The following is a 17,896-nucleotide window of genomic DNA, read 5'->3' as shown; positions in this document are numbered from 1 at the left end:
GCGCGGGGCTCGGGGCCAACCCTCAACCCCGGAGATTGCCGATGAACGCTCACCCCCATTCCGCCCCGCTTGCGCCCGAGCCCGAGGCCCCTGCCCGCCCGGAAGCCTCGCGCTTCGCCCACAATCTGATCCAGGCTGCGAAAACCCTTGTGCCGCAGTTCGAGGCTGGCCGACCCATCGACGCCGCCGGACTTCGCGCGGCGATGGAGGATGCTTTCGGCGCCAGTGACACCAGCGGTGCCTGGGTCTGGAAAGACGCCTATGAGGCCGCCGAGGTCGCCCAGATTTTGATGCTGTCGCGCTATGGCGCACTGATGCAGCGTCAGGCACCTTCGCCACAGGCCTTCCTCACCATGATCGAACGTCTCGCCGGTCTGGCGCCTTCTCACACGCGGCGTTCTGAGGACAGCGTCCGTCTGCAACAATTCTCGACCCCTCTTCCGCTCGCGGCCATTGTTGGGCAGGCGGCAGGGTTTCGGGTCGAAGATCTGGTGCTCGAGCCATCCGCTGGCAACGGCCTTCTGGCGATCTTCGCCCGGATTGCGGGCGCGCACCTGGCGTTGAATGAACTCGCGGAGACCCGCCGCGCGTTGCTGGGACAGCTGTTCCCTAGTGCCGTCGTCTCGGATCACGATGCCGCCTCGATCGATGACCGGCTGGATCGGTCGATCACGCCCTCGGTCATCGTGATGAACCCGCCGTTTTCTGCGGCGAACCATGTCGAGGGTCGGTTCCGGCATGCCACCAGCCAGCATGTACTCTCCGCCTTGGCGCGCCTCGCGCCGGGCGGACGTCTCGTTGTCATCACTGGCGAGAGCTTCCGACCCTCGACGAAATCCTTCCAGTCGACGTTTCAGCGGATTGGCCAAAGCGCCGACGTGGTGTTTTCCGCCGCCATCGACGGCAAGGTCTTCGCACGGCATGGCACCACGATCGACACGCGGCTGACGGTAATCGACAAGCGTGTAGTCTACGAAAGCGAGACCGCACCTGTCGACAACGCGACCACCTACCATCCGATCTGCGCGACAACGGCCGATCTTCTCAACGCGGTGCTGACCCACTGCCCGGAGCGCCGCAGCCCCCCACCCTGCCCAACAACATCGGCCCTCTCGGACCCGTCTCGGCCAACCCGCACCAACCTCCATGCCCTGCGCAATGCCGCCCGCAGAGAAAGCCGTGCGCTGGCTGCGGATCGCGCCAAACATCCCTTTGATGAAATCGAGACGACCACGCTCGACTACCTGCCGCAAGCCTGGACCGAACCCGACGGTGCGCTGCAGGACACGGTCTACGAGGCCTATGACCTTCAGGCGATCCGGATCGACGGCGCGGCTGAACATCCGACCGCGCTGGTGCAATCCGCCGCCATGGCCTCGGTCCCGCCGCCAGTGCCGACCTACCGCCCGCTCCTGCCGAAGAGCATCGTCGCGGACGGCCTTCTCTCCGCACCGCAACTCGAAAGCGTCATCTACGCGGGCAATGCGCATCAGACGCATCTCAAGGGCTGGTTCAAGCGCGGCGAGATCGAAGGCCAGCTCATGGCAGCGGCCGAGGAGGACGAAGGCGCCTTCCGCCTGCGCAAGGGTTGGTTCCTCGGTGATGGTACCGGCTGCGGCAAGGGGCGGCAGGTCGCGGGCATCATCCTCGACAACTGGCTGCAGGGACGACGCCGGGCTGTGTGGGTCTCCAAGAGCGACAAGCTCATCGAGGATGCGCGGCGCGACTGGATGGCACTCGGGGGGCGCGAAAGCGATATCGTGCCACTCTCGAAGTTCCGTCAGGGCGGCGACATCAGGCTTCCCGAAGGCATCCTTTTCGTCACCTATGCCACGCTGCGCTCAGCCGAACGCGAGGGCAAAGCCTCCCGCCTCGACCAGGTGACGTCCTGGCTCGGCGAAGGGTTCGATGGGGTCATTGCTTTTGATGAAAGCCACGCCATGGCGAATGCCGCCGGCGAAAAGTCCGACCGTGGCGACAAGAAGGCGTCCCAGCAGGGCCTCGCTGGCCTCGCACTGCAGAACGCCGTGCCAGATGCCCGCGTGCTCTACGTCTCGGCCACTGGCGCGACGGTCGTCGGCAATCTCGCCTATGCTTCGCGGCTTGGCCTTTGGGGCACCGGGGATTTCCCCTTCGTGACACGGGCCGAATTCGTTGCCGCGATGGAGGCTGGGGGAATTGCGGCCATGGAAATGATCTCGCGTGACCTGAAGGCGCTCGGGCTATATCTCGCGCGGTCCCTCTCCTATGCCGGGGTCGAGTACGAGATGCTGGTGCATGAGCTGACACCTGCCCAAGTCGCGATCTACGACAGCTACGCCGATGCCTATCAGATCATTCACACCAACTTGGAGGCGGCGCTTCAGGCGTCGGGTATTTCCTCCGAGACGGGCACCTTGAATGCCCAGGCGAAATCCGCCGCGCGGTCGGCTTTCGAGAGCAACAAGCAGCGCTTCTTCAACCATCTCATCACCGCCATGAAATGCCCCTCGCTCATCCGCGCCATTGAGGCGGACCTGGCGGCGGGGCATTCGGCGGTGATCCAGGTGGTCTCGACCAGCGAAGCGGTGATGGAACGGCGCCTCGAAGACATCCCGCCTTCGGACTGGGACGACCTGCAGGTCGATTTTACGCCGCGCGAGAACATCATGGATTACCTCATGCACAGCTTCCCAACGCAGCTTTTCGAGCCCTACACCGACGAGAATGGGGATCTGCGGTCGCGCCCTGCCCTCGATGGTGATGGCAATCCGATTATTTGCCGTGAGGCGGAGCGGCGACGGGATGATCTGATCGAACATCTTGGTGCCCTCGCCCCAGTGCAGGGTGCGCTCGATCAGATCCTCTGGCATTTTGGTGCGGACGCCGTGGCCGAGGTCACGGGGCGAAAGCGGCGCATCGTGAAGACGCGCGAGGGACGGCTCAAGGTTGAGAACCGCCCCGCCTCCTCCAACCTCGGAGAAACCCAGGCCTTCATGGATGATGCCAAGCGCATCCTTATTTTCTCGGATGCAGGCGGCACCGGGCGCAGCTATCACGCCGATCTTGGGACACAGAACCAGCGCCTCCGGGTACATTACCTGCTGGAGCCGGGCTGGAAGGCCGACAATGCGATTCAAGGTCTCGGGAGGACCAACCGCACCAACCAGGCGCAGCCGCCACTCTTTCGACCCGTTGCGACCAATGTGAAGGGTGAGAAGCGGTTTCTCTCCACCATCGCGCGCCGCCTCGACACGCTTGGTGCCATCACCAAGGGGCAACGCGAGACCGGTGGCCAGAACATGTTCCGTGCCGAAGACAACCTTGAGAGCCCCTACGCGCGGGCGGCGCTGCGGCAGTTCTTCTACAAGCTGCGCGCGGGCAAGATCGAGGCCTGCTCTTACGCCAAATTCCAGGAGATGACCGGGCTGACGCTCGATGAGGCGGATGGCACGATGAAAGAAAACCTGCCGCCGATCCAGCAGTTCCTGAACCGCTGTCTTGCGCTCCGCATCGACATGCAGGACGCGATTTTCGAGGCTTTCGGCGGGTTCCTCTCGGCCATCATTGAAGACGCGCGCCAGGCGGGCACGCTCGACGTGGGCCTCGAGACCCTGCGCGCCGAAAAGTTCGTGATCGTAGATCGCAAGGTCATCTTCGAGCATGAGGCGACGGGGGCGACGGCCACCGCCCTGACCGTTGAGCGCACGGATCGCAACGACCCGCTGACCTTGCCCCGCGTCAAAGCGATCTGCGCCGATACAAATGGTGCGACACTGTGCTGGAACACCTCCTCCAAACGCGCGGCCCTGATGGTGAAGGCGCCCGCCTTCATGGATGAGGATGGTGTGCCGATCCTGCGGGTGAAACTGCTGCGGCCCATGGGAACCGAGATCCTCGCGCTTTCAGAGTTCTCGAAGTCGCACTGGGAAGAGATCAATGATGCGATGTTCGAACAGCTCTGGCAGGCCGAGGTTGACGCAGTGCCGGAGTTCACCACCTCGAAGATCACGCTTATCTGCGGGCTCCTCTTGCCGATCTGGGACCGGCTGCCCGCCGACAACATGCGCATCTATCGCCTGCAGACCGAGGATGGGGAGCGCGCCATCGGCCGTCTCGTCAGCCAGGAGCAACTCCTGAACGTCTACGCGCGGCTTGGGCTCGATTGTCAGATCGAGATGGCGCCGCAGGAGGTCTTTGCTGCGGTGATGGAAGCGAGGACGACCCTGAACCTGCTCGGCGGTTACCAACTGCGCCGCTCTATTGTCATGGGCCAGCCAAGACTTGAACTGATCGGCGCGACGGGTTCGGCCTTACCCGCACTGAAAGCGATGGGCTGTTTCACCGAGGTGATCCAGTGGAAGACGCGGGTCTTCATCCCGGTGGACGGCACCGAGGTTCTGGCGCGAGTACTCGCCGAACATCCGGTTGGCGCCAGCGGCGCGGATGCTGCCGCATGAGCGCGCGCCGCAGTATAGCAGACCTCTCGGTCGATCTGGCAGACCGTGCCGAGAGTTTCTGCCGCTGGTATTTTCCCGAGGGGCGCAAGCAGGGCAATTATTGGCAGGTTGGCGATACCTCGGGGGCCAAAGGTCAGAGCCTCGCCATCCGGCTCCACGCGCAGGGAGGGCGCAAGGCCGGGTCCTGGCAAGATTTTGCGACGGGGCAATATGGCGACCTGATCGACCTGCTGCAGGAACGGCTTGGTTCGGTCACGCTCAAAGAAACGCTGAGGGAGGCCCAGTCTTTCCTCGGCGAGGCCCCCTGCCCTACCGTAACTCGTGAAACGCAAAGGGCCGAGCGCCCGGATGCTGCCTCCAGCAAACACATCCCGCGGGCGCGGAGACTTTTCGCCGCTGGCAAGCCGGTCCTTGGCACATTGGCTGCCACCTATCTGCAGGGGCGCGGGATCACACGGCTCGGCCCGGCCCTGCGTTATCACCCGCGGGTCTTCCTGCGGCACGGCACGGACGACGCCGATCCGCCGCAAAGGGCCCCTGCCCTGCTCGCGAAGATCACAGACAATCGGGGCCAGATCACCGGATGCGCGCGCACCTATCTTGACCCGTCCACCGGCGGGTTGGCCGCGATCGAGAGTCCGAAACGGATCCTCGGGCAGCTGCACGGCCATGCCATCCGCTTTTGGTCCCTAACGGGCCACTCTGATCTCATCGTCGGCGAAGGTCTCGAGAACTCCCTCTCGGTTGGCACCGCTCTCCCGGAGTTCGATCTCGCCTCCTGTCTTACCGCCACCCATCTCGGCCTCTTCATTCCGCCGCCGGGCGTCAAGCGTATATGGATCGCACGGGACAACGACGAAGCTGGTCACAATGCATCAATGAGATTGCGTAACCAACTGGAATCGCTTGGAATTACCTGTGGTGACCTCGTGCCGCGCATGGGCGATTTCAACGACGATCTGCGGGCATTCGGCAAGGATGCGCTGCGCCGCTCCGTGCTCAAGGCCATGAAAGCACATGGTCTGGAGATCGAGGACGGGTAACCGCCAACCTCCCTTGTGATGTCCGACAGGGCAAAGGGTACGCCGGTTCGATCTGATCCCGTTTGGACAAGGGGAGCGATGGACCGGCGGGTCGGGGCTGAGTGCCCCTCGCCCGGGCAGCAATGCGCCCCGAACCAGAAAATTCCCCTGAGCCTTCGGCTCATTCCTCGCGGGACCAATTTTCCGGCCCGCGGCGCATTCTCCGCTGTGCTCCGATCCTGACGGATGCGGCCCGATCGCCGCCGGTCCTGGTATCGCCCCATCCAAATCGGGTCAGATCAAACAGAGGAACCAGAAAATGCCCCATCAGACAGACATCCAAGAGGAGACCGGCGTGACCTCCGCCATCCTCGACCACCTGGCGCTTCACGGCGCAGCGCCCGGGCCCGGCGAGACCGATCATCGCCCCCTACCCCAGCCCGACGAGGTCGAGCTCGCCATGGCGACGCTCTTTGACACCACCATCGGCCTCCTCACCGGCAGCCAGTTGGAAGACAATCTCGAAGAGATGCTCTGGACCCTCACTTCGATCTTCCATCGCCGGCTCACCCATATCCAGAAGCTTCTCGACGACAACGAATTTGAGGTCCGGGAAAGTCTGGCGATCCAGGACGGCTCCGAGGTCGCCTCAGTCGAACTCGAGCGCCTCCAGATGATCGGGCTCAAGCTCTGGGACCATCGCGACGCCTTCGAGCAGATGCGCGATCTGGCCGTGGATCACTTCTCGGCCGCCACCGGTTCGCCCTGGCTACCCCGCACCGGATCCAAGGTCTCGCATCGCGGTCTCACCTCCGCCGTGGTGGACAGCCGGGCCTATCTCTCGGCCAAGCGCCGCAAGGAGACCGAAGTGCACTGCCCCGAAGGTACGCGGATCGCTTTCTCGGGCGGGGACTATCACGCCTACGATCTGATCTGGTCCGTCCTCGACGCTACGCACGCCAAATACCCCGACATGGTGCTGCTGCACGGCGGCACGCCCAAAGGTGCCGAGATGATCGCGGCCCGCTGGGCAGATACCCGTGGTGTCACCCAGGTGGTCTTCAAGCCCGACTGGAAGAGCCACGGCAAGGCTGCCCCCTTCAAGCGCAATGACAAGATGCTCGAGACCATGCCCCAGGGTCTGATCGCCACCCCCGGTTCGGGCATCACCGAGAACATTGTCGACAAGGCCCGCAAGCTCGGGATTCGCATCAAGAGGATCGGGGCTTAGGCCCCGGTTCTACCATGACATCAGTCAGGGCGCCTGTGCGGTTCGCTCTAAGAGTTTACAGAGGTGCCAGTTCTGCGGGATTTGGTCCGACAGACTGCTGAGTGTGTGGATGAGTGTTTCTAGCTGGTCGCTGTCGCGGGCCTTCCTGAAGCCTCGTGACGCTCTCGTCGTCCCGCGATCAGCGGGATGTTTGCCGAAAGGCACCCCATGTCGGCCAGGGAACTGACCAATCCGACGATCGTCTTGAACTCGCGCAACTTGAAGACGCTACGGCTCGTGACAAGCATCTTCGCGTCCTGGCCATCCTCCGTCACCGCGTGCACGACCAAGGAGCCATACCAACTGTTGTGGCGCTTCTCGGCAGTCTGGTTGCAGATCACCTCGATGAGGTAGCCACTTGTGAGCAGATCGCGCAGGCCATCCTCGGTGACCACATTCGGTGTTGCGCCGTCCAACTGCTTATCATCTTCACTTATGCCGACACGTATCGGGATTGGAGCGGGCCCGAGCTTCAACGTGATCTTCCGGGTCGCAAGCGTCGTTGCTCAGTTTCGCGATGCCATACGGGACATCCTCGAAGTTCGCAACGCGGCCGGGGTTGAAATCGTCGGGGATCGATGCGCGTGTCTTCGCCCTGGTATTTCACCTTCTCCAGCCTGTTAGATCACTTTCTGCTTGAGGCCCCTGGGTGACTCGACCGAGGAACTGAACACGGGCCGGTGTTGCGTTGCGACGGGTCGTGGTGTGTATCGAAAGATCAGGTGTGACTGTGCAAGGATCGCTTCGGCATTCTTGGCTGTCGGCTGTTCACCCAGTTTCCTTCGCGGCCACCGCACTTCTCCGGGTGTCTGAGTTGCATGACATGCTGGTCGCAGCTGTCGTCCCGCCCACAAAGGTTGTCGCCGATCTTTTTCTCCTGACCCTGCGGGTCATTCCGCGCGGACCAAAAAGACCGTCGCCTGCCCCTCTCCGCTGCGCTTCGCCTTCGGTGTGCCCGGGCCTTGGCCAGCTGCAAGGTGACCATCATTGCAACGCAAACAAGGAGAAGAGCAATGACCACGAACTGCATCAAATTCACCAGCGCCGACATCGAAACCGCTAAGGGCGTCGGCTCCATCTCGACCCTGACCTTCGACCTCGACATCACGGTCGAACCCGTCGCAAGCGCCAACCCGATGGCCCCCACGCACCGCGTCCTCGGCCGTTCCCCGCGCGGCAAGCTGGTCGAGTGCGGTGGCATCTGGAAGAAGCAGAACAAGGAGACCGGCGCCGACTACTACACGCTGACCATCCGCGACCACGGCTTCAACGCAAACCTCGGCAAGGCCGCCAACCAGGACGATCTGTCCCTGCAGGCGATCATCCCCTGGGGTCCCAAAGACGCCGCCTAAGCCAACAGCCAGGCCGCTCCGGCGGTCTGGCTGCACCAGGCTTCGAGGTTTTTGCACGCGTGCAAAATCACCTCGCGGCTCAGGTTGCTGTCCGTATTTTCAATCGGTGTAGCCCATATTGTGCGCCGAAAATCCTGTAGGCGTACAATATCTGTACATTTCCTCAAAAACCGTGCTATTTACAACTCGGAGCGAGTCCGTGAGAGAGTCGAAATGAGAGCGGTGTAATGGGCGGCAGTATAGAACAGTTCCTTCAAGAGCTCGAGCGGGGCCTTGGCCGGACCATGGTCTCGGTCAACAAGGAGTTGACGATGCGTGAGCGCATCAAGCGCTCTTGGTCGATGCGTCAATGCGCTCGCTTCCTGAACATTAGCCATCAGCATCTAACGAAGTTCGCTAAGGACAATGAGGATTTTCCTGCCGGCAAACATGTAGGGCGCGAACGTGTTTTTACACTGACGGAGCTGATGCACATCCGGGCTTTGATGGCTGCATCAGCAAAGCGGCCTGAGCATTTTCTTGCTTGGCGCAAACCCGACGATCCTTTGCCCGTCATTTCATTCGCAAGTCAGAAAGGTGGTACGGCAAAGTCGCTTAGTGCTGCGCACTTCGCTCAGTACCTGAGTCTGCACTACGGCATGCGAGTCGGCGTCATGGACGCAGACCCCCAGAGCACGATCACGCTCTATTTTGTCGGCGGCGAAGAAATGCCAACTTTGCCAGATGACGAAACTCCGACGATGGTTGACTTCGCGGGGCTGTTTCAGACCGACGAGTCCATCCCTTACACTGACTATGATGCGGAGACGCTTGACGGGTTCTTCAAGAAAACCTCTTGGCCGGGCGTGCGGCTAGTACCTGCGCATGGCGAAACCTCCGAAGGTGAAATTCAGATCGCGAGGTTGTTGCGAGCGGGCACCCCGGAAAAGCGGTTCTACAGGTTCCTAAGAGACTCCATAGATCGTTGGAAAGAGGGGCATCCACCGGTCACCCGTCCGAATGAACTGGTGACCAACGGTAGGGTCGACCAAGCGAAGCTTGAAAGTGCCCTCAACGAGACCTTGGACTGCATCATCATCGACTATCAGCCTGCGCTGACACTGTTCCAGCTGAACAATGTGATGGCGTCTACTTCGTTGATTATCCCGCAGACGATGAAGGGGTTCGACATTGCGACCTTGTCCACCTTTGTGACTGGTCTCCTCACCATGCTGCGCCACATTTTCGCGACGGATCGGATCGATATGGGCGGTGCGGCACATATGCTGTTGCCCACGATCGTGCAGAGAACAAATGAGCAAGATCTCACACAGGTCGGCAACCTGCTCGAAAACTGCCCAGATGAGGTGCTGCCCGTATTCTATCTTCGCTCCGATGCTATTTCGAACGCGTCGGACGTTTATCAGTCCGTCTACGAGTATGACCCAGATACGCCAGGCAAGCGAAAAGGCATCAACAGGTTCATCGAGAATGCTGACGCAGTGAATGACGCCATCGTCTCACGCCTCTGGCCTGGTCTTGAGCGTGGCTATGCCGAAGATTGGATGCAGAACTTCTACAATTTCGAGGAGGAAGCCGAATGAAGCGAACATTGAGCAGCTCGGTCCTCAAGAAAAAGTCCGCGCGCCCAGATGAGAATGTGTCTGCGGCTCCTGGATCTGGTGCAAGCGAACAGGTCCACGAAGACGAAGCGAAACTGGTTGGTGGGGTTAAGCCAAGACTGGGCGGCTCTGGCAGTGCTTGGAAGGCCGGAGCGCTTTCAGACGCCAGCCAGATGCTTCACGTTGAGCGCGCACAGGTCGTGGAGCGCATTCTCGCGGGTCGACATGAGTTGCAGATTGATCCGTCTCAGATCGTGGACGTGATTGGATCGGACCGGCGTGAAGATTGGCGCGACCAAGAGGCATTCGAGAAGCTCAAAGAGAGTATCGAGAAGAATGGTCAAGATACGCCCATTCATGTTCGGCCAGCGGATCCTGATTGGCGACCGGATGAACGTGAGCCCGAGAACGTAGAAGGCGTGACATTCCAGTTGATCGTGGGTCGGCGACGCCATGCGATCCTTGAAGCTTTGGGATTGCCTGTCCGCGCCATTCTGGTTCCACAATCCCATCGGGGTTCCCGTGAAGAGCAGTTCGAGATGCTATTCATGCGCTTCCGGGAAAATGAGGAACGTGAAAACCTGAGCGCATTCGAGCGTCTGGTTTCGATAGGCGAAATGTTCGAGCGGCTACAAGATGCCAAACCGGACGAGAAGATAACTGCAACCGAGTTCGCCAAGCGTGTGGGTGTCCATAACAGCGCGGTATCACGTGGTCGCGCTGTCTATGCGGCTAGAGGTGAGATTTTGCACACGTGCAAAGATGTCTACGATCTCAGCCACCGTGACCTCGAAAAGGTTCTTGGCGACCTGACTAAAAAGCCGTCCAAGCCTGCAAAAAAGAAATCGCAGAGCCCAAAGAAACTCACGGTACAGCGAAAGATCGGTTCGCGGAAATTGAGTGTTACAGGGCAGGGCGGGAAGCTCTCTGTCGCTGCCACGGGGCTAACATTGGACGAGGACATTCTCAGAGGTTTGAGTGATGTCATCGCTGAGTACTTGGAGAAACACGGATCGAAGTAAGAGGCAGGAGCCGCGGAGACGGTCGTCTTCGATCCAAACGAGGTAAGAAACAGGAGCGGATATGCTTTGAGATAACGGCAAAAGAAAAGCCCCCAAGCTGAGGGCCTGAGAGCTTATCAAGATTAGTTTGGTCGCTATCAAGATAGTTCTCCGGCGAATCACTGTCAACAGCAACGCTCCTGAGCGAACGGGATTCTTTTGCCCTCCATCAAGCAGAGGAGGCGAGAACTATCCATGAAACATACAGGTTGGCGCAAGCCGACACCGGGTCTTGGCATTGCAGAGCAGCTTGCCCAAGCCGGTGAACAGGTGGCTGTACCCAAAACGCGGGCCTTCGTGGCCGTGAAGCGGGTGGGGGCCTACATTGGCCTCAAGGCCGGAGACTTGATGCTCCTCGACACGCTGGGGGCCTTCACCCAGGCCCAGGACTGGGAAGAGGGCCAGCGCCCGATCGTCTGGGCGTCGAACGCCTATCTGATGGAGCAGACGGGGTTTTCGCTCTCTGCACTCAAGCGCCATGCACGGCGGCTGGCCGAGATCGGCGTGATATCCTTCCAGGATAGCCCGAACGGCAAGCGATGGGGCCGTAGGGACGCCGAAGGGCGCATTGTCGAGGCCTACGGCTTCGATCTGTCGCCTCTGTCGGCGCGTGTCGAGGAGTTCGAGGAGCTCCATGCCGATTTGCAGGCCGAGCGCGAGCTCTGCCAACGCCTGAAGCGTCAGATCACTGTGGCACGCCGCATGATCCGCGCGCGGATCGAGGCGGCCGTCAGCAGCGCGCTGCGCGGGCCTTGGACGCAGTTCACGGGGCTCTTCGAGGAGCTTCTGGACCGGCTTCCGCGCCGCCATGAATCGTCCGAGCAGCTTGCACGGCTGCTGGGCTGGTTCAAGGAGCTACAGGAGCGCGTCGAGGTGGCCTACCTCAAGGCAACTGAGGCCGTGCTGCCTGTGGAAAACATGCCTGAAACCAAGGAGCAAGTTCCCGAGAAGACTCAAGAAATGAACCCCAGGGAGGTCATTTCTGACCCTCATATACTAATTACAAACCAACTTGATCCTGTAACTCGTAATTCCTCAGAAAATGAGGAAGTCGCGGCCGTAGTGCCCAATGCTCAGCCCGAAGATCAGGTTGATAGGGAGCTGGAAGAGTGGGTGGCCGAGGTGCGCAAGAAGCGCGCTGCGCTGGATCTGCCCACAGTGATGCAGGCCTGTCCTGAATTCGCGTCCTGGGCGCGCAATTTGGGCGGGTTCCTGAAGGATTGGGGTGATCTGCACCGGGTTGCAGGGCAGCTCAGGCCGATGATCGGGGTGTCCGAGCATGCGTGGAACGTGGCGCAAGACCGGCTGGGCAAACAGGTGGCGACAGCGGCGCTGGCGCTTGTCTTCGAGAAGCATTGCGCAGGCGAAGTGTCCTCGCCTGGCGGCTATCTGCGCGGCATGGTCGAGAAAGCCGGGGCAGGGGAGCTGCATCTCGAGCGCAGCTTCTATGGCAGGCTCAGTGGACAGGCGGCATGATGGGGCAGCGGGTCAGAGTCCGGCGGCCTTGGTCAAGTTCACGCGGAACCGGTCGCGCCGGCGCTGGTAGCGGCGGGTCATCTCGGCCGAGGCGTGCCCGAGCTGCTTTTGCACGTAGCGTTCGTCGACTTCCGCTGAACTGGCGAGACCGGCGCGCAGTGAGTGGCCAGAAAACAGCGCCAGGCGGTCCTTTTCGGGCAGTTCGGAGCGGATGCCGGCGTCTAGGACCGTGCGCTTGATCAGGCGTGCGACATGCTTGTCGTTCAATCTGGTTTCGGATGCTCTTTTGCCGTCGCGCGAAGTGCCGACGAAGACCGGGCCGAAGTCGATCTTTGCGAAATGCAGCCATTGCTCGAGGGCGTGGACGGGGCAGGTCTGGTCCTTCGAGCCGCGCCCGATTTCTACCTCGCGCCAGCCGGTCTTGGCGTTGAGGGTAAGCAGGACTCCTTCTTCCATGATTTCGATCCAGCCGCCGGAATCCGGTGTGTCGTCTTTGTGCACGTCGAGGCTGACGATTTCCGAGCGGCGCAAGCCTCCGGCGTAGCCCAAAAGAAGGATCGCCCGATCCCGCAGCCCGCGCAGGTCGAAAGGAAGGGTGGCGACCATCGCGAGGATGTCCTTAGCCAGGATCGCTTCCTTCTGCACCGGCGGGCGCGCGTGCTTGCGCTTGATCCCGGCCAGCACCGTGGCGATGTGACGGTTCTTGCGATCGAGGGAAAAGCCGCGCTGTGCGACGTTCCAGACGAGACCGGACAGGCGGCGGTCGATGGTTGAGACGGAGAGGGCAGGGGAGGGGCCCGAACCGGAGGCCAGGTCCGCGAGATACAGCCCGATCATTTCAGGGGAGGGGGGCAATGGCTCGGCGCCCTTCATCCGGCACCAGCGCGCGAAATGTTTCCAGTCCTTCGCATAGGACTTCAGGGTGTTGTCCGATGCCGCGGCGCGGGCATAGCCGCGGGCGGTATCGACCAGCCGATCGAGAGTGCCGGAACCGGCCACAAAGGAGGGCAGTCTGACGGCCTCATCCCCGGGGCGATCTCTCTCGTCGCCTTCGTCGATCGAGGACCCGTTCGCCGCCTCTGAGCGCGGTTTCTCGTGGTTTTCTGTCATGCCGCCGAGCATATTCTTTTATGTCCGATAATGCAAACTTATTGGACATAAATAGCATCGGCAAAGAGAGGCGGTTTATGTGCTATTTTCTGGCAAAAAGCGCCGTCGTGATGTAGGCTTCGGGCATGACTTTTGCCCGGCTAGATCACATCAGCGACCTCGACACGTTACCCCGGATGCCTGCCTGGGTCACCTCCACGCGTGCTGAAACCCTTGAAGATGTTGCGTTTTTGTTGGGCGCGACGCTGAACCACCTGCATCTTGTGTTGGGACACACGGAGGTGCCCCACGCCTTGTTGCGGGACCGCTTGGCACTGCGCGCAGCGGAGGCTTGTGTCGCGTTCTCTGGCCGCCCGGAGCGGGCAGCGGAGTTGCGCGACGCTGTACACCTTTTGCGCCCCGGAGACCTTCCGGGGCCAGCAGGGGAAACATACCTGTCGTGGCGGCGCGCGGTGGAGCGGCCGGTGTCGATCAGGGTACTGTCTTGGGCCATAGGCGGGTTGGGTACAGGACAAATCGCGGACTGGCTGGATGCAGGGCAGGGCGCGCCGGTGGCCCGAGCCGCCAGGGTGTTGGAAACTGTTTTGACGGACAGGTCGCGCGCGGAGACGTCAGCACTGATCCTCGCCGATGCCGCTTTGGCACAGGCGCTTGGCTGGGAGACGCTGCTGCCTCTCATGGTGATCGGTTTGAAACGCGCCGATTTACGCAAGCGCAGGGACGATTTGCGCGTGGCCTGTTATCGCGCGGTGACGGCTTCGGCTATGGAAGTCGTAAGTGTGGCGGTCGACCTGTCCCGGCGCGCGGCACACTTGAACACAGTCGCGCCAAAGCTGCGCGCCAAGGGGGCGGGAAAAGCGGTTGAGATGTTCCTGACCCACGATGCCGTGGCGCCTTCATCTTTGCCCTTGCCGGATCGCGCCGCGCGGCGGCTCTGCGACCGGCTGGTCGATCTTGGCGCGATCCGTGAACTGACCGGTCGCGACACCTTCCGGCTTTATGGGGTGTAGGGATGGCCAAGGATCGCCCCGCAGCCCAACTTGATCGCGAGTTGCCCGACTTGCCGCCTGAGCTGCGCTGGCGGGAATGGATGCGCCGGATCGAGGCGGTGCTCTTTGCCTCAGCTTCGCCGGTACCGCGCGACGATCTGGCGCGCGTGGTGGGGCAGGGGGCGTCGGTCGACCTGCTGGTTGAGGACCTCGCCGCCGATCTGGAGGGGCGGGCCTTCGAGATCGCCCAGGTCGCTGGCGGCTGGATGTTCTGCACGCGCGCCACCTACGCCCCCGCGATCCGCGCGGCGGCAGATGTCGGCGACCAACTGCTGGACTTGAGTGAATTCGACGTCGCGGTGCTGGCGGCCATCGCCTACCATCAGCCGATTACGCGCGACGGGCTCAAAGACATCTTCGGCAAGGAGATCAGCCGCGACCTGATCGGGCGGCTGCATGCGCGTGGCCTGATCGGGACCGGGCCAAGGTCGCCTCGGCGTGGGGCGCCTTATACATTTGTGACGACCGAGCAGTTCCTTGTCGCGTTCGGGTTGGAGAGCCTGCGCGATCTTCCCGATCGGGAGCAGCTGGTGGATGCCGGTGTAATGGGTGTTCCAGATCAGGTAGTGTGTTCCCAGCAAGCCTAAAGTTGAACAACGTGTGCGAGATGAGCCATCCAGCGGCTTTTGCTCTGACCACCAGCAATTCTATCTTGCTTTTATGGCCGCTTCCATCTCTCGGCTTCGATTTGGGTGCGACTTAATTTTCGGACTGTCCGCGCACCATTGTACCTGCCCTTGACGAACCCAAAAGTGGCAATGGCACTGGTTAGTTTGCCGGATCGATGGCTCCACAGTCGGCCGACCGAGCCAGTCAAGCCGCACCGACCAACGCGGGCGCCGACTTCTACTCAGCGACAGCTGGATCTTCTGGCCGCAGCCGCCCGGGCACTGGAAGCAAGCCCATTTTTCGATGCTGCCGTCTCGGACGACAACCAATGCATCTGCCGTTAGGGCAGTGGTCTCGGGATGCGTGGCCTGCACCCGGCCGACTAGGTCGACGCGGGGGATAAACCGGCACCAGATCAGAAAGCGTCGTGCAATGTTACCAAACATCTTCTCAACCCACCCTATCCATGAAAGGGTCGACATCACCCCGGCCCCAGTAACCCTGATCGACACACAGGATGCACCCGGGATTTTGCTTTGCCCCCTGCAATCGATCAATCCCGAGATCAAAACGCCGAATGCGCTGCGCCGCCCAGCCGCCATCGTCTCGATAACCGGTCAAACCCTGCAGCAGCTCGTTGACGGCCATAGTCGCTGTTTCCGTCGTGAACGTGACGACCGCTGGTGCTGGATTGCCGCCGCCGCGCACATAAGCTTCACGTTTCTGACGCTCATACTCCGCCGGCGCGGCACGACGCAGTTCTTCCTCCGCCGCCCGATGTGGGTGTGCGATACCGCGGCACAGCAGGCAAGGTGTGCCAGGGCGCAAGACCGTCGCCCGGCCAATCATGTTCCCAACTTGACCGTCTTCACCACGCGGTGTGAGTGCGAGTCCCAGATCAATGACCGGGCGCAGGTAAAAATATGCGAACCTACTTAGAAACAGTCGGCCTGCGTGATCATCAGTGCACCCAAAGATGATGTCGCAGGAGAGCAAGGCATCGCGTGCCTCATCTGCATCCGCCCAGTGCGGGATCACAACCGGGCGGACACCAAGACCAAGACCCGCCAGTTCTCGCGCGACGACTTCGACCTTAAGCCGCATGCCATCGGCATCGTCCCGTCGAGCTCCATGCAAGCGGTTCAGATTGCTCACTTCAACAATGTCTTCGTCGAAAAGGGCAATCTGGCCGACGCCGAGCCGGGCCAACAGCATCGCAACCGCACTACCCGTGCCGCCACAGCCCACGACACCGATTTTCAGCCGGGCCAGCAGAAGATTCAGTGAAGGTCCGAAGGCAAGCGCTTGCCGCTCGAAGGCTTCTCCGGAAAACCCGCTCAGCCCATTCAGAACACGAAGCCGTGCACCAACGGCTATGACAGCATCGCTGTCGATCGGCTGGGTGTCGTCGATCCACAGACGTGCTGCGTAATCACAGATATCACCATCAATCAGCAGCAGGCTTGCTAACATGACGCCGGCACCATTCCGGTTCCGCGCCAGTCGATACAGTTCCCGTTCGTTTTTTTCGTCCTGTGTGGAGAATTCGGGATACCCGCCCGGGTGGCTATGGGCGATGCCGACGATCAGGCCTTCTGCTTTTGCCACACGACACAGGTCAAGAAACGATTTCGTTGACCAAGTGACATGCTTGTCGCTGGCCGAAATCAGATCCTCGTCCGGAACTGGGATCACGCGGTAGGACGTCAGTCGCAAACGGGATTGGCGATCCCAAGGGTCCATCGCGACACGGCTCACTCCATAAAGCACGTAGGCTGCGGCTTCATGGCCATCGGGGCGGTGCAGGAGCGCCCGAAGCTCGGCTTCGTGACGTTCCTGCAAGGTGAAATCGAGGCGGCTCATGCCGCAATCTCCAGCGCCGTCTCAACCCTCTTAAGCATGGTCCAGATACCATCGGTGCCGGGACGCCAGTCGCTGTTGTGCCGCGACCAACGCTGCCAGCGCTGCCCATTGAAGATCAGCGGCTGGTCGGCTTGACGCGGGTAGCGGCTCGAAAGGGCCAGTGTCAGCCAGGGCTGCGCATAGAACATGTCCGGCGCAGCATCCGGATAGCCCCGCGGCAGCAGGATCAGGATGTCGGCCTGTGCCACCTGATATTTGCCGTCCGGTAGGCAATAGCCTCGCAGGATTACACCGGTCTGCGCTCCTTCGCGGTATTCGACGAAAGTCAGGCCGCGTCCTTCGAGGTATCGGCGATCACGCATAGGCAGGATGGGGGCTTCCGCGCCTTCGGTCGAGGTAGTCGCCCCGGTGAAGAACCTCTCCAGACCTTTTCCGTCCAACCTGACGAGCTCGTTGTCGTCGATCGGACGGTCCTCAGCGCCACGGATTTCCATCCAGACACCGTAGTCCGGTTTGTCGGCGGCACCTGCCAGCTGCTTCAGGACCCGGCCGCTGATTACGCAGGCGCCCCATTCCTTCACCTGACCATCCAGTTCGATGCGGTAGGATTCCGCACTCTTGAACACGATGAAGCGCTCAACCCCTGCCGTGCGCAGATCGACCGTCTCATCGAGCGTCAACTCTTTCAAATCGCCATTGCGAAGCAACTGGAACACCAAGTGCTCCTCCGCGGGACGCGCCGAGACGAGGTCCAGAAGTTGCCTCCCGGTCGGCACCGGATCGTCGATCCGGTATCCGTCAAAGGTGAGGTCTCCATTGCCGACCTGCACCCGGTACGGCCCCTGGGGGCGTGGGTTCCGTCCAGCAGCGACGCAAGCCGCCACGTCTTCAAGTTCAATCGTTTCCAGCGCCATGGCCAGTCTCCTTTTCTGTGCTCGCCGATCCAGACCGGCCTCATTTGGTGGATATAGTAGCCAAAGAATGACCAGTCAATGGCTAACTGTAGGCTATTTTTAAGTTGACAATTGCTTCAAGTATGGCTAT

Annotated in this window: 14 protein-coding genes; 9 read left to right on the top strand and 5 right to left on the bottom strand. The window is 61.3% G+C overall.

Translation table 11 applies throughout. From position 1 onward, the window contains the following. The first annotated feature begins 41 nt into the window (after window positions 1-41). The 3 genes from SM765_RS18105 to SM765_RS18095 all read left to right on the top strand — a co-directional run bounded on the left by SM765_RS18105 (window position 42) and on the right by SM765_RS18095 (window position 6,692). Window positions 42-4,439 carry a strawberry notch-like NTP hydrolase domain-containing protein gene (locus tag SM765_RS18105; RefSeq protein ID WP_350152467.1) on the top strand — a complete coding sequence of 1,466 codons (4,398 nt, stop codon included), beginning with the start codon at window positions 42-44 and terminating at the stop codon, window positions 4,437-4,439. Beyond that, window positions 4,436-5,482, top strand: coding sequence for a DUF7146 domain-containing protein (locus SM765_RS18100; protein ID WP_071974420.1), 1,047 nt, complete (start codon window positions 4,436-4,438; stop codon window positions 5,480-5,482). The genes SM765_RS18105 and SM765_RS18100 overlap by 4 nt, the downstream gene beginning before the upstream one ends. Window positions 5,483-5,780: 298 nt before the next feature. Beyond that, window positions 5,781-6,692, top strand: coding sequence for a DUF2493 domain-containing protein (locus SM765_RS18095; protein WP_350152465.1), 912 nt, complete (start codon window positions 5,781-5,783; stop codon window positions 6,690-6,692). Between the two features lie 119 nt (window positions 6,693-6,811). Here SM765_RS18095 and SM765_RS18090 read toward each other — a convergent pair whose 3' ends face one another. After that, window positions 6,812-7,147, bottom strand: a complete 336-nt coding sequence (locus SM765_RS18090; protein ID WP_350152463.1) for a hypothetical protein — start codon at window positions 7,145-7,147, stop codon at window positions 6,812-6,814. 597 nt (window positions 7,148-7,744) lie between these two features. On the opposite strand from SM765_RS18090, the gene SM765_RS18085 reads away from it, so the two are divergent. The 4 genes from SM765_RS18085 to repC all read left to right on the top strand — a co-directional run bounded on the left by SM765_RS18085 (window position 7,745) and on the right by repC (window position 12,221). Next, window positions 7,745-8,083 (top strand): DUF736 domain-containing protein, encoded by a 339-nt coding sequence (locus tag SM765_RS18085; protein ID WP_027238685.1) that lies wholly within the window; start codon window positions 7,745-7,747, stop codon window positions 8,081-8,083. 227 nt (window positions 8,084-8,310) lie between these two features. Further along, complete coding sequence (locus SM765_RS18080; protein WP_368981653.1) at window positions 8,311-9,666, top strand: ParA family protein; 1,356 nt, start codon at window positions 8,311-8,313, stop codon at window positions 9,664-9,666. Then, window positions 9,663-10,706: a ParB N-terminal domain-containing protein gene (locus SM765_RS18075; RefSeq protein WP_292305188.1), complete on the top strand. Its 1,044-nt coding sequence runs from the start codon at window positions 9,663-9,665 to the stop codon at window positions 10,704-10,706. Before SM765_RS18080 ends, SM765_RS18075 begins: the two co-directional genes overlap by 4 nt. 234 nt (window positions 10,707-10,940) lie before the next feature. Continuing rightward, a complete protein-coding gene (gene repC / locus SM765_RS18070; protein WP_368981652.1) occupies window positions 10,941-12,221 on the top strand; it encodes a plasmid replication protein RepC in 1,281 nt (426 codons plus the stop codon). Window positions 12,222-12,233: 12 nt separating this feature from the next. Here the strand turns inward: repC and SM765_RS18065 are convergent, their stop codons facing one another. Next, window positions 12,234-13,343, bottom strand: coding sequence for a tyrosine-type recombinase/integrase (locus SM765_RS18065; RefSeq protein ID WP_368981651.1), 1,110 nt, complete (start codon window positions 13,341-13,343; stop codon window positions 12,234-12,236). 113 nt (window positions 13,344-13,456) lie between these two features. Here SM765_RS18065 and SM765_RS18060 point away from each other — a divergent pair, with 113 nt between their 5' ends. Next, on the top strand, window positions 13,457-14,341 hold the full coding sequence (locus SM765_RS18060) for a DUF1403 family protein (RefSeq protein ID WP_368981650.1): 885 nt from the start codon (window positions 13,457-13,459) through the stop codon (window positions 14,339-14,341). A 2-nt stretch (window positions 14,342-14,343) separates the two neighbouring features. Then, the gene (scpB, locus tag SM765_RS18055; RefSeq protein ID WP_368981648.1) at window positions 14,344-14,967 is read left to right on the top strand and encodes an SMC-Scp complex subunit ScpB; all 624 of its coding nucleotides are present in this window, start codon (window positions 14,344-14,346) and stop codon (window positions 14,965-14,967) included. Window positions 14,968-15,027: 60 nt separating this feature from the next. Here the strand turns inward: scpB and SM765_RS18050 are convergent, their stop codons facing one another. From SM765_RS18050 to SM765_RS18040, 3 genes are read right to left on the bottom strand one after another with little or no spacing between them, the layout of a single operon-like run. Beyond that, a complete protein-coding gene (locus tag SM765_RS18050) occupies window positions 15,028-15,435 on the bottom strand; it encodes a ubiquitination-like system serine protease family protein (RefSeq protein ID WP_368981660.1) in 408 nt (135 codons plus the stop codon). 4 nt (window positions 15,436-15,439) lie between these two features. Further along, on the bottom strand, window positions 15,440-16,852 hold the full coding sequence (locus SM765_RS18045) for a ThiF family adenylyltransferase (protein ID WP_368981647.1): 1,413 nt from the start codon (window positions 16,850-16,852) through the stop codon (window positions 15,440-15,442). Then, window positions 16,849-17,766 (bottom strand): multiubiquitin domain-containing protein, encoded by a 918-nt coding sequence (locus SM765_RS18040; protein ID WP_009574261.1) that lies wholly within the window; start codon window positions 17,764-17,766, stop codon window positions 16,849-16,851. Before SM765_RS18040 ends, SM765_RS18045 begins: the two co-directional genes overlap by 4 nt. Between the last annotated feature and the right edge of the window lie 130 nt (window positions 17,767-17,896).

The sequence above is a fragment of the Pseudophaeobacter sp. 1A09344 genome, from assembly GCF_041008745.1.
In the GTDB taxonomy this organism is placed as follows: domain Bacteria; phylum Pseudomonadota; class Alphaproteobacteria; order Rhodobacterales; family Rhodobacteraceae; genus Phycobacter; species Phycobacter gallaeciensis_A.
Note: the sequence above shows the minus strand (reverse complement) of the source record. Positions and strands in the feature narration are given on the sequence as shown.